This is a genomic window from Candidatus Nitrosopumilus sp., assembly GCF_040878665.1.
In the GTDB taxonomy this organism is placed as follows: Archaea; Thermoproteota; Nitrososphaeria; order Nitrososphaerales; family Nitrosopumilaceae; genus Nitrosopumilus.
Map to the genome: position 1 here is coordinate 91,067 of NZ_JBBDLU010000008.1, position 12,420 is coordinate 103,486.

Genomic DNA, 12,420 nt, shown 5'->3' on the forward strand with positions numbered 1-12,420 from the left:
TCTTGTTTTTCAAGCTGTTTTTGATAAGCCTCAGAATTTTCTCTACTTACAGAAAGATTATCATCTGCAAAGGATGTGTTAATTGAAAAGAATCCAAAAGAACCACTCAATAAAACAGAGGCCAAAATACCAAATAATACAAACTTCCCAGTCATCATTAGCTCGATTAAGAAATGATTAAAAAGAATTGCTTACAAATCATCATTTTGAAGGACTAATTTTTGAAGGAATTCACAAGATTGATGAAATATTTGTGGAGTGAAACATCTTCAGTGAGTTCAGGATGAAATGCAGTACCAATAACATTGCCTTTTTTGACAGCTACAATACGATCGTTGAATTTAGATAAAATTTCTACATCAGAACCAACATCAGATACAGATGGTGCTCTAATAAACACAGCATTGAATTTTTTGATGTTAATTGAATCTAAAGAAATATCAGATTCAAATGATTCTTTTTGTCGTCCAAATGAATTTCTCTCTAATTTTATATCAAGAATGTTCAAAAGGGGCTGATCAATTTTGCCAACAACACGATCACTTGCATTATTAGATAACATTATCATTCCAGCACAAATTCCTAAAACTGGCATTCCATTTTCAATTTTTTCTTTTAGAACCTTTAGAGATCCATTTACTAAAGAGAGTTGACCTATAGTAGTACTTTCGCCACCAGGAATTATCAAACCATCTAGTTGTGATATTTCCTCAGAGGTTCTTACGGCAGATACTTTACAGTCAATTCCTAATTCATCAATTGCGGTTTTAGCAGACATAATATTTTCATGTACATCTCCTTGTATAGATAAAACACCAACGTTGAGACTCATGATGAACCACCACGATCTTGCATACGTAATTCTAATGTTTTTACATCTAGACCTATCATAGACTGTCTCTCATCAATCATTTTTTGAGCTTCTTTTACTTTGTCAGATTCATTCCAAAAAGTAGTTGCTAAAACTATCGCTCTTGCTCTTTCTTTAGCATCATCTGCATTAAAAATTCCTGAACCAACAAAAATTCCATCACAACCAAGAGACATCAAATATGCTGCATCGGCAGGAGTGGCAATTCCACCAGCAGCAAAATTTACAACAGGTAATCTTCCAAGTTTTGCGGTTTGTTCAACAATATCGTAAGACACTTTGAATTCTCTTGCAATTCGGACTAAATCTTGGTTATCTCCAGAATCATAAACTGATTTGATCATTCTTAATTCGTCATTTACTTTTTTGATATGAGTGACAGCTTCTGCAACATTTCCTGTTCCAGGTTCTCCTTTTGTTCTAATCATAGATGCACCTTCTTCAATACGTCTTAGAGCTTCTGCTAAAGATCGTGCACCGTTGACAACAGGTGTTGTAAAATCCCATTTCCAAATATGATGAAATTCATCTGCAGGAGTTAGAACTTCAGATTCATCTATCATATCAACATCAGTTTCCTGTAGAACTAGTGCCTCGGTGACATGACCAATTCTACATTTTGCCATTACTGGAATTGTTACAGAATCCATAATATCTTCAATTATTCTTATACTTGCAGTACGTGCTACGCCTCCAGCTTTTCTAACTTCAGATGGAAGTTTATCTAAAACCATTACAGAAACAGCTCCAGCCTCTTCAGCAATTTGAGCTTGTTCTACTGTAGTTACATCCATTACAACTCCATTTTTTAGCATATGGGCAAAACCACGTTTAACAGTAGCAGAACCACGTAAAGTATTAAGAGAATTTATTTTATCATAAACTATTCCTTTAGCATCTAATCGTTCACCAGACAAGGGAAGCATGTTTTAATTTTTCCTAAAGACTATTTGTATCTATTCACTAAATTCGGACATAATCATATCCAGTTCAGATTCAACCATAGTAATTATTGGTGGAATAAAATCAGATGTAACATTTTGTTGTGGCCAATGAATTTGATTGACATGTCCATTAAGAGTAACTTTAACATTGGATTTTTGATATTCAGTTACACCATCTAAAATCTTAAAAGATTCAGAGGGTATTGAAATAAAACCAGTTTCTTTTATCAAGGCTTTAATTTTGTTAAGTTTTGATTCATCTAATTTAGAACGAATGTCCGGTTTTACATATCCCTGTTCTGTAACAGAATATTTTATTTCACCATTATTTTTTATAAAAAGAATTTCAGTTTTTTGTGCTCCTGTTCTCTCTGTTACACCATAAGAGATTTTTTTTAATTGATGTTTGGTGTATTCAATTTCAACATTATCAGTGTAATTTGCAGCGGATGTAGGAATTTCATTTTTCAGTAATAATGGAGTAACAAGTAATATTGCAGCGATTATTGGAATAGCTCCAAATACTAAGTAAATTGGTTTTATCATTTTACTGCAAATATTGCCAATTTGCAAATAAATCTTAGTAATGGTTAAAATTCAAGCAAAATATTCCGATTCTTGTGGGTTCGTAGCCTAGCCAGGTAGGGCGATGGTCTCCAAAACCATCGATCGTCGGTTCAAATCCGATCGGGCCCACTTCAAAAAGATTATTCATTTCTCAAAACATTAAGAGCAGAACCATGTCTGAACCATTCAATTTGAGATTTATTGTATGAGTGGTTTAACAAAATTTCATCTTTATTTCCATCAGCATGTGAAACTATACATTTAACCTGTTTACCTGATTCTAATTTGTTTAAATCTATTAAACTAATTTTGTCATCTTCAAGTATTTTCTCATAATCATCAGGATTGTTAAATGTCAATGCCAGTATGCCTTGTTTCTTCAAATTAGTTTCATGAATTCTAGCTAAACTTTTTGTTATAACAGCAGCACATCCCAAATAACGAGGAGTCATAGCAGCGTGTTCTCTGCTACTGCCTTCACCATAGTTATTATCACCAATTATTATCCACTTCATTTGATTTTCTTTATACTGTCTTGCAATTTTTGAAAAGGGTTCATAGTTATTGGTAAGAAGATTCTTGCCTTGACCTATTTGATCATTAAATGCATTAACTGCTCCTAAAAGCATATTATCACTAAGATTATCCAAATGTCCACGTAGCGAAAGCCATGCACCTGCTGGGGATATATGATCAGTGGTACATTTGCCCTTAGCTTTTACCATAATAGGTAATTCTTCAAAGTCATTACCATCCCATTTTGGAAAAGGCTCTAAACGCTGTAATCTTTTACTATTAGGATCAATTATCACTTCAACATCATCAGAATTTTCAGGAGGCGTAACAAAAATTCCCTCAGGTATTACAAAACCTGATGCTGGAACTTCAGGTGCAGGTTTTGGAGGTTCAAGTTTGAATTTTGTTCCATCAGATGCAATTAGATCATCTTTCAAAGGATTAAAAGAAAGTTTTCCGCCTAACGCTAACGCAATTATCATTTCAGGGCTACCTATAAAATTCAAAGTGGTTCTTCGTCCATCATTTCGTCCTGGAAAATTTCTGTTAAATGTTGTAACAATAGTATTTTGTTGATCTTTTTCTAATTCAGGTCGATTCCATTGACCAATACATGGACCACATGCATTTGCCAAAACAGTTGCACCAATATCAATAAGAGAATCCATTTGTCCATCTCGTTCAATAGTACCTCGAATTTGTTCAGAACCTGGAGTTACAAGTAAAGGAATTTTTGATTTAATTCCTTTAGATTTTGCTTGTTCAGCTAAACTTGCTGCTCTAGACATATCTTCATAAGAGGAGTTAGTACAACTGCCAATCAAAGCAACAGAAATTGAATCAGTGTAATTTTTTGATTTAACATCATCAGATAATTTAGAAATTGTTCTTGCTAAATCAGGAGTGTGAGGTCCAACAATATGTGGTTCTAATGTTGAAAGATTAATTTCAATTACTCTATCAAAATATTTTTCAGGATTTATTTCAATTTCTGGATCTGCAATAAGAGATTCTTTATGTTGATTTGCTAGTTCAGCTATATCACTTCGATTAGTGTATTTAAGATAAATTTCCATTCTTTCATCATATGGAAAAATTGAACATGTTGCTCCAATTTCAGCACCCATGTTGGCAATTGTAGCTTTTCCTGTACAGCTGATGGATTTTGTTCCAGGTCCAAAATATTCCACTATTGCATTTGTACCTCCAGATACTGTCAATTCATCAGCAACTTTCAGTATGATATCTTTAGGGGATGTCCATCCTGTTAATTCACCAGTCAGTTTAATACCGATTTTTTTGGGATATAGTAATTCCCAAGGTATGCCTGCCATTGTTTCAGCTGCATCTAATCCACCTACCCCTACAGCAATCATTCCCAATCCTCCAGCATTTGGAGTATGAGAGTCAGTTCCAATCATCAACCCACCAGGAAATGCATAATTTTCAAGAACTACTTGATGAATAATTCCAGCACCAGGTTTCCAAAAACCACATCCATATTTTGCAGAAGCAGATTGTAGAAATTTGAAGACCTCACTATTTTCATCAAGTGAAACTTTCATGTCAATATCTCCTTGAACTTCAGCTCTAATGAGATGATCACAGTGAACCGTAGTTGGCAAAGATGTTTGTTTGAGATTTGCTTGCATGAATTGAAGCATTACCATCTGTCCAGTTACATCTTGTAGTGCAACTCTATCAGGTTTTAGAAATACGTAATCTTTTCCTCCGGTGAAAATTGTATCATCAATTTCATTGAAATGACCGGATAGAATTTTCTCAGTTAATGTTAAAGGTTTTCCAACTAGATTTCGATATTTGGCAATATTTTCTTTTAATTTTAAATAAACATTAGAGACAAGTTCAGTAGTAGTATTAATTTCCATAATATGTGTTGATTTGATCCTGAATTTATTATTTACAATTTAAAAATTAACAAAATCGTTTCAGGTATATGGAGATCCTCAACAATTATAAGCCAAAAGTAGCTTTTTAATACAATGTTGAGGAGTCGTAAATTTTCTAAATTGAGGTATAAACATGGTCAATAAAGGCTTTCCAAAATTTGGGATGTCGCAAGCAGGAGCATTTGTAGCTGCCCTTAAAAATTATAATTTACCAGATTTTATTTTAGTATTAGTTGCAAAAGAATGTAAATCGGAACTACTTGAAAGAGGAAGAATTGATGACAGACTACAAAGTATGAATGATGATGCTTTAGAATTATTACACAAAGTTTTTGTTGGTTGTGAAGAAGATACTGCTGGAAGATATGCTCAGTATAGATTCTATGCATATGTATCAAGCATGTATCATAAATGTGAAGTTATTGTTAATGATACAATTCCTGGAGCAACAGGCAAGAATCATAAAGTTCCTGTTGCAGTTAAAAATAATGGAATGTATATTGCAGTGGCATATAACAAAGCAACTGGAAATCCAGTAAATAAAAAAGAAACAGCCAGATTTTATGAAATGGTAGATGATATCAAAAAAGGGGATCATGGAACAATGTTAACAGATGGAATTTATGGATCATCTGTTGGTTTTAGAGGAGATGCATTAGTAGAACTTGAAACATTAAGTAAATCAAGAACAAATGATCCTGAAAATAAATTAGATTTCAAAACAGCAAACTTTGAAAACAATATTTATTCAGTTACAAAGTGTTAATTTTAGAAATAACATTACAGATTTAATTGTGTAGTATTCATTGTTAGAAACATTGGTTTGTCATTAGTCTTTTGAAAATCTTCACCATATTGTTCAAATTCTAATTGTTCAAAAAAATGCTTAGTCCATACATCATGAACTTCTTGAATGAATTTTTTGTGTCCAGATATTCTCAGTAATTCATGAAGTAATTCATGAGATACAGTAGTACAGTTTTTTTCTGCAAGAAACAATGTGTCGTTTGGTTCTTTTGGAGTTTGCCAAAACACCATCCCAAAATTTTCTGCATGATACCCTTCACAAGTACAATCAGTCCACCAAGGTTTGAAATGAGTTAAATAGAAATGGTAAATGTCTTTTCCTCTTTGCCCATGATCACGTAGCAATGTATGAGTATCAAGACGTTGGAGAATGCTTCTAGGTGTTGTGATCATTTCGTCACATTGAATTTCATAGTCTTTATCAAATTTTTCTTTAATCCAAGTCTTGTAAAATTGGCTCATTTTTTTAACATATTCAAATTCAGGTTGTCGTTTTTCACGATCTTCTTCCCGTATAACAAAAATAAAATGTAAAATCATATTAAGAAAAAAGGGTGTTTTTATGATTGACCTTCAATACCCATTAGGGTTAGAGTAGAACGAATCTTTTCAATTTTTCTGATTTTCCAAGTAATTGTTTCTCTGAGTTTTTCTACAGTATCAGATTCGATCTTGGCCAAAATATCATATGCACCAAAAGTTCCATGAACTTCTTTAACACCGTCTAAGCCCTTTAATTGCTGAATAATAGCCTCTTCAGAACCTAGTTCACAGTTTATTAAAACATACGCTGTTGCCATACAATAATTAAATAAATCGACTATATCAATAAACCGATTAGGGTTAGTTTTGAGAAAGATTTAGAATTGCATCCCAAATAGACTTTGGTACAGGCATTACAGATAACCTTGAAATTCTAATTAATTCCCAATCTTTGAATTTTTTCTCTTGTTTCATTTCATCAAGAGTTACTGGACGTTTGAATGATTTTTTATATTTTACATTCACTACAATGAAACGTTCAATAGTTTCTTTTGGATTAGGATAAGGATCAGATGTAACTTGCATAATTCCTACAGCTTGCCTTTCATCACCGGTATGATAAAACAAAACAAGATCACCAGATTTCATTTCTCGCATATGTTTTAATGCAAGATTGTTATGAACTCCGTCCCATACAGTTACTTTTTCTTTTTTGAGTTGTTCAAAGTTATAGCCTCTTGGTCCACTAGGCTCTTGTTTTGCTAACCAATAATTCACCATTTCATTTTTCTGTATTTGTATGGATGTTTAATGGTTTTTGATAAAAAATGTTCCCCGGTTCTGACTCGCACCAAATCATTGGAATAGCCATACGCCTCCTCGCGTTCTGAAACCGGGGTTGCCCATAATGTAGCACACCTGGGTGAATTAGAAATCACTGGTATCATAACGATCGTCTCATCCTAATCCGTCTGCATGCCTGCTCTTGGGCATTTATGATGAGACCATTCCTCCTAAAAACCATTGATGGAATTGATTTTTATAAAATAGTTTTTAGAAGTGAGTTAATTTTCATTTTAGAGAATAGAATCAGATAATGAGACTTCAAATGCAGTTATAGGAATACGAATTTTATAGTTTTCAATAATCTTTGAATTAATTTTTCCAATTACTCCAATGGTCTTGCCATTTAGAATTACTGTTGCACAATGACCATCTTCAAAAATGGGATTAGTTGCAGTTTTTGTTTCAATTTTAATTCTAAACCCAATTTTTAATGCAGATTGTAATATTGATTTTATTTCTGTAAAATTTGCATCTTTATGAGCACTGATACCAGAAAAATTAATTTTTTCAGATATTGGATCACCATATTGAAAGATAGTACCAGTTTCAAACATTTTCTGAGGATAAGACTCATGAATATTTCTTGAGAGATTCTCTAACAATCCAGGAAGTATAGAATCACGTAAAATAGTATGCTCCTGACTTTTTGAATCCAATATAGAAATAATTTTTGAGGGGATTCTGTTAGTCATGTCATATAATACGCGTTTACTAGTCAAGCTAGAATTCAATGCTTCAAGATATCCAAGTCCAATCATAGTTTGATCTAATGATTTTAGTTGAATTGATACAGGATTTGTGTTACCAATGGTTTGTGAAGGTGATAGTGTAGGTTCAAGATTGTGAATTCCATATCCTAAAGCAACCTCTTCAACTAAATCCATAGGTCCAAAAATATCAAATCGATATGAAGGAATTGTGCAAATGATGTTTGTCCCTTTAGATATTGCATCTAATCTAGATTTTTTCAAAGATGAAATAATTTTTGAGGGACTAATACACAACCCAAGGGTTTGATTAATCAACGAAGAGGTAACAGAGATTTTCTTTGATTCCAATTTTGGGGATGAATTTTTCATTCCGGATATGTTAACTGATTCTAAAGTAAACCCCGCAGTCTGTAAAATAGTTGCAACTACTGAAAGCATGTCTTCAGCATCATCTTTATTGAGTCCAGTTACTTCAACAAAGAGATTTTGTGTTTTAGTAGTAACTGTAGTAATTGCAGCGTTGATTATTGGCGGGAAAGATACAGTGTTTTGATGTTTATCAAAAATAATTGGTACTTGTGAAGATTGTCCCAATAAGAATCCATAATCTTTACCAACTTCAGTGGTGGACAATATTTCAGATATAGTAATCTCTTTTTCTGAATTTAATGGAATGAATTTATGATTTCTATCAGTAGTTGTGTAAACCAAAGGAAATTGGATTTTATCTAAATCATGTATTCCAATAGAAGATTTTTTCCTTTTTCTTCCTATTCCAAAATGAAGATCTTCTTGCATTGTGATTAATTGTTTAATTGTTTTATCATCAACTACTCCATTTTTGGCAACAATTCCAGTAACAAAAGGGCGGATTTTAGATATGCCAGATTTTACAGAAATTAGATATTTGTTAGATTTTTTTATATTGAGTTTTATGATTCCCGTTTTAATACCAAGTAATCCTTGCAAACCAAGTGCAATTCCAAAATCGGTGGAGTAATCAGGTCTATTTGGACTGTATTCAATTCTAACGAGATCTTTATTTTCAGATTCTATATCTAATCCAAGAAATGGTAATGAATCAGAAATCTGTTTTTTTGTAACCTTGCCAACTAATTTTTGAAGACGTGTGTAAGAGAGTTCCACTACTGGCATTTTGTAGTACTCCTTAACCAACCAAGATTATTATTGTAAAATTCTCTTACATCATTTAGATCATATTTTAACATAGCAATTCTTTCAATACCTCCACCCCATGCTAAAACAGGTTTAGTGATTCCAAGAGGTTTAGTCACTTCAGGTCTGAATATACCCATTCCAAATAGCTCAATCCATTTCCCTAATTTTTCATTATACACCATTGTCTGAAGAGATGGTTCAGTATATGGGAAAAATGTAGGCCAGAATTTTATTTTAGTAATTCCAATGCGTTTGTAAAATTCTCGTTGAATACCCATTAAGTTTCTCAAAGATGCATCTTTTCCAACAACGACACCTTCAACTTGGTTAAATTCTACAAGATGTTTGTAGCTGACTTTTTCATTACGAAATACACGACCTAATGAAAAGATTCGTGCTTCATCAGGTTTGGTTTCAGCTAAATGTTTGATAGTCACACTAGTGGTATGGGTTCTTAAAACCATTTTTCGTGCTTCATTGATATCCCATTGATATCTCCAATTTTTTTTGTGAGATTCAGAAACTTTTCTTATTTGTTCTGGCGTTCCAATTTTTTTAGTAGATATTTTATCTAGATAAAATGTATCTTGTAATTCTCTTGCAGGATGATCTTGTGGAGTAAACAATGCATCAAAATTCCAAAAACTTGACTGAGTCATATTCCCAAGAATTTCAGAGAAGCCTAACGTTACAAAAATTTCACGAATTTCATCAATAGTATCTTTTAATGGATGAGTTCTTGCAACAAAAACTTCTGGAACTTTAGCTTCAACATCAATATCTCCAGTAGAATCTGAAAGTTCAATATCTTTTGCAGAATCAGATAAAATTATTTCTTTAGTTTTAATTATATCTTCAATTATAAAATCAGGTCTTTGTAACAATCCTGATAAATCATTAAAATCAATTTCCTCCTTAGACAGTTTCTTATCTCCAATAAGTTTGAGAGTTTTTTCACCGGGAAGTTCCACTGGTAATTTATTAATAGAAATTTGTTCAGATGTAGCTTCAATCCAATTATTTTTTCTAGCTAAACCCATTGAAGGTCCAAAGACAGAACCAAGTTCTTTTTGTAAATCAGATATTTTTCTAGGTCCATTCTGTAGTAGATTTAGCAATCTTCTTTCAGGTAATCCTTTCTGAAATGACTCAACACCATTTTTACCTAAACTGAATATACTTGTTTTAGATTCAGTGACAAGTGCCAAATCTTTTAGTTTAAGCCATTCAATTCCTCGTCTGATTTGATCAGGTGAGAGTTGTGTTGATTTTTCCAATGTTTCAGGGGTTTGTTTAGGAATGGTTCGTAGAGAAAGGATGATTTTTTTTTCAATATCATGAAAAACTTGTGACAACAGCAAAGAATCCGAAAAAGACTTTTTAAACCTTAACCTAAGTCAAGATGAATGTCAGCTGACGACTTTATTGTAACTCCTTGGCATGTTGAGGGTAATATTGACTATGATAAGCTAATCAAACAATTTGGTACAGAGAAAATTTCTTCAGAATTACTAGATAGAATAAAGAAAATTACCGGTGAAGACCATTTTATGCTCAGAAGAGGTATTTTCTTTTCACATAGGGAAATGAATAGAATTCTTGATGAATATGAAAAAGGTAACAAATTCTTCCTATATACTGGAAGAGGCCCATCTGGACATACTCATATCGGACATTTAGTGCCATGGGTGTTTGCAAAATGGTTACAAGAGAAATTTGATGTCAACATGTATTTTCAACTTACCGACGATGAGAAATTCTATTCAAAACCTAATCTAACGTTAGAAGAAACAGGTAAATTTGCATATGAAAATGCGTTAGATTTTATTGCATTAGGTTTTAAACCAGAAAAAACAAAAATTATCATCAACACCAGAAATATTCAGACACTTTATCCTATTGCAGCTCAAGTTGCAAAAAAAATTAATTTTTCTAATACAAAAGCAACATTTGGATTTACAAACGAAACAAATCTTGGTATGATTTTTTACACATCATTACAATCTGCACCATGTTTTATTGAAGATAAACCGGTTTTAATTCCATTAGGAGTAGATCAAGATCCTCATTTTAGATTAACAAGAGATGTTGCACCAAAAATTGGAAAACAAAAACCAGCATTAATTCACAACATAATGATTCCAGGTTTAGAAGGGCCTGGAGGGAAAATGTCTGCTTCTAATGAAAAAGATACAGTGTACACAACTGATCCACCAAATATTGTGAAAAATAAAATTAACAAATATGCATTTTCAGGAGGACAATCTAATGTTGAACAACATAGAAAACTTGGTGGAAATCCAGATGTTGATGTATCATATCAATATCTGAGAATATTTTTTGAGTCAGACGACAATAAATTAAAAACAATTTATGAAGATTACAAATCTGGAAAATTACTTTCAGGTGAACTAAAAGCAATATTAATTGAAAAAATCAATGAGTTTCTTGCAGTTCATCAAGAAAAAAGAGAAAAAGCAAAAAATACAATAGAACAGTTTCTTTTTGAGAATAAATGAAAATCAGTATTGAGTGTGACGACCAATATGAGGCTAAAAAATTAGCAACTTTAATTTTCATTAAAGATGCAGAAGAGACATACATTACAGGAATTTTAAACGTAATAAAAAATGAATTAGTGGTTTCATTAAAAGACAAATCAGCTCACAGTGTTCTGTTTAAGGATGAAGACGATGTAGAAAGATTTGCAGATTTTATTCAATCAGTTATTGACAAAGAACACAAGTTAGTTTCAACTAGAATTCTTGAACACGTAGTTGAGATAGTCAAAGAATGAAACTATTAACGAAATACAGTGTACAGAGCAACTATTCCGATCACAGCAATCAATGAAATCCCCAATGCCTTAAAATCGCTATTCATAATGAGATTTTAAAATAATTATAATTAAAGTGTTAATAAATTCTCAAAGATGATTCTGATTATCTAGGAAAATATTTACTCTTTTTAGATTTTGGCTTGGTGTGATCTTCCTTTGGTTTTGATATTGGTTGACGGATTTCATTACAATTTAAGCACAAAACCTTTAGCTCTTCTTTAGCAAGCTCAGGTGCTGAGATATATTTTCCCCAGGAAGATACGTCGCTACCACGCCCATTACTAGAAAAAGAACCATCATCATATAATGGACTAATTCCTAACGCTCTTTCATCTTTAAATCCACAACTTGAACAAATCTTTCCACCTAAAATTTCAAATAATTTTTCTTTGATTGTGGCATAAAATTTGTCCGAGCCATTAGAAAAAAAACTTTCTTGTTTTTTTGAAAATTTATCATTTTTTGAATTTCTAGATTTGGTGGCACCTCTACTGAATTCTTTTTCAGTAGATATTGAATTTCTGTCATCTCTAGAGTATCTGTCACTTCCTGAATCTTGTGGTTTGTTTTGTCTGAAGCAATCACTGCAGTAAACAGGTTTGTTAGTTCTTGGAACAAATGGAATTTGACATTCGATACCACAATCAGAACAAGTTACAGTGGTAGATTCATTTCTGTCATCTCTAGAGTATCTTGAATTTCTGTCATCTCTAGAGTATCTTGAATTTCTGTCATCTCTAGAGTATCT

Annotated in this window: 13 protein-coding genes and 1 tRNA gene; 4 read left to right on the forward strand and 10 right to left on the reverse strand. The window is 32.4% G+C overall.

Annotated elements, in window-relative coordinates:
- Positions 1-214: 214 nt before the first annotated feature.
- The 3 genes from pdxT to WDZ98_RS08530 are packed head-to-tail and all read right to left on the reverse strand — an operon-like array spanning position 215 to position 2,361.
- Positions 215-832 carry a pyridoxal 5'-phosphate synthase glutaminase subunit PdxT gene (gene pdxT, locus WDZ98_RS08520; protein WP_368060519.1) on the reverse strand — a complete coding sequence of 206 codons (618 nt, stop codon included), beginning with the start codon at positions 830-832 and terminating at the stop codon, positions 215-217.
- Positions 829-1,797, reverse strand: a complete 969-nt coding sequence (gene pdxS / locus WDZ98_RS08525) for a pyridoxal 5'-phosphate synthase lyase subunit PdxS (RefSeq protein WP_368060517.1) — start codon at positions 1,795-1,797, stop codon at positions 829-831. The genes pdxT and pdxS overlap by 4 nt, the downstream gene beginning before the upstream one ends.
- A gap of 30 nt (positions 1,798-1,827) precedes the next feature.
- Positions 1,828-2,361: a hypothetical protein gene (locus WDZ98_RS08530; RefSeq protein ID WP_368060515.1), complete on the reverse strand. Its 534-nt coding sequence runs from the start codon at positions 2,359-2,361 to the stop codon at positions 1,828-1,830.
- A 76-nt stretch (positions 2,362-2,437) separates the two neighbouring features.
- Here WDZ98_RS08530 and WDZ98_RS08535 point away from each other — a divergent pair.
- Positions 2,438-2,511, forward strand: a tRNA-Trp gene (locus tag WDZ98_RS08535).
- Between the two features lie 11 nt (positions 2,512-2,522).
- On the opposite strand, the gene WDZ98_RS08540 is transcribed toward WDZ98_RS08535, so the two are convergent.
- Complete coding sequence (locus WDZ98_RS08540; protein WP_368060513.1) at positions 2,523-4,787, reverse strand: aconitate hydratase; 2,265 nt, start codon at positions 4,785-4,787, stop codon at positions 2,523-2,525.
- Between the two features lie 154 nt (positions 4,788-4,941).
- Between WDZ98_RS08540 and WDZ98_RS08545 the strand changes: the two genes are divergently transcribed.
- Positions 4,942-5,574 (forward strand): hypothetical protein, encoded by a 633-nt coding sequence (locus WDZ98_RS08545; RefSeq protein WP_368060511.1) that lies wholly within the window; start codon positions 4,942-4,944, stop codon positions 5,572-5,574.
- A 14-nt stretch (positions 5,575-5,588) separates the two neighbouring features.
- On the opposite strand, the gene WDZ98_RS08550 is transcribed toward WDZ98_RS08545, so the two are convergent.
- The 5 genes from WDZ98_RS08550 to WDZ98_RS08570 all read right to left on the reverse strand — a co-directional run bounded on the left by WDZ98_RS08550 (position 5,589) and on the right by WDZ98_RS08570 (position 10,188).
- Positions 5,589-6,155, reverse strand: coding sequence for a hypothetical protein (locus WDZ98_RS08550; RefSeq protein ID WP_368060509.1), 567 nt, complete (start codon positions 6,153-6,155; stop codon positions 5,589-5,591).
- Positions 6,156-6,175: 20 nt separating this feature from the next.
- Positions 6,176-6,415 carry an Lrp/AsnC family transcriptional regulator gene (locus tag WDZ98_RS08555; RefSeq protein WP_048110523.1) on the reverse strand — a complete coding sequence of 80 codons (240 nt, stop codon included), beginning with the start codon at positions 6,413-6,415 and terminating at the stop codon, positions 6,176-6,178.
- A gap of 43 nt (positions 6,416-6,458) precedes the next feature.
- The gene (locus tag WDZ98_RS08560; protein ID WP_368060507.1) at positions 6,459-6,878 is read right to left on the reverse strand and encodes an EVE domain-containing protein; all 420 of its coding nucleotides are present in this window, start codon (positions 6,876-6,878) and stop codon (positions 6,459-6,461) included.
- Positions 6,879-7,174: 296 nt separating this feature from the next.
- Positions 7,175-8,809, reverse strand: a complete 1,635-nt coding sequence (gene pheT, locus WDZ98_RS08565) for a phenylalanine--tRNA ligase subunit beta (RefSeq protein ID WP_368060505.1) — start codon at positions 8,807-8,809, stop codon at positions 7,175-7,177.
- Positions 8,800-10,188 carry a phenylalanine--tRNA ligase subunit alpha gene (locus WDZ98_RS08570; protein ID WP_368060503.1) on the reverse strand — a complete coding sequence of 463 codons (1,389 nt, stop codon included), beginning with the start codon at positions 10,186-10,188 and terminating at the stop codon, positions 8,800-8,802. Before WDZ98_RS08570 ends, pheT begins: the two co-directional genes overlap by 10 nt.
- A gap of 51 nt (positions 10,189-10,239) precedes the next feature.
- On the opposite strand from WDZ98_RS08570, the gene WDZ98_RS08575 reads away from it, so the two are divergent.
- Together WDZ98_RS08575 and WDZ98_RS08580 are read left to right on the forward strand one after the other, a co-directional pair.
- Positions 10,240-11,352, forward strand: a complete 1,113-nt coding sequence (locus WDZ98_RS08575) for a tryptophan--tRNA ligase (protein ID WP_368060501.1) — start codon at positions 10,240-10,242, stop codon at positions 11,350-11,352.
- Positions 11,349-11,630, forward strand: coding sequence for a hypothetical protein (locus WDZ98_RS08580; RefSeq protein ID WP_368060499.1), 282 nt, complete (start codon positions 11,349-11,351; stop codon positions 11,628-11,630). The genes WDZ98_RS08575 and WDZ98_RS08580 overlap by 4 nt, the downstream gene beginning before the upstream one ends.
- Positions 11,631-11,775: 145 nt before the next feature.
- Here WDZ98_RS08580 and WDZ98_RS08585 read toward each other — a convergent pair.
- The coding region (locus WDZ98_RS08585; protein ID WP_368060972.1) for a CxxC-x17-CxxC domain-containing protein at positions 11,776-12,420 on the reverse strand (645 nt) is incomplete at its 5' end.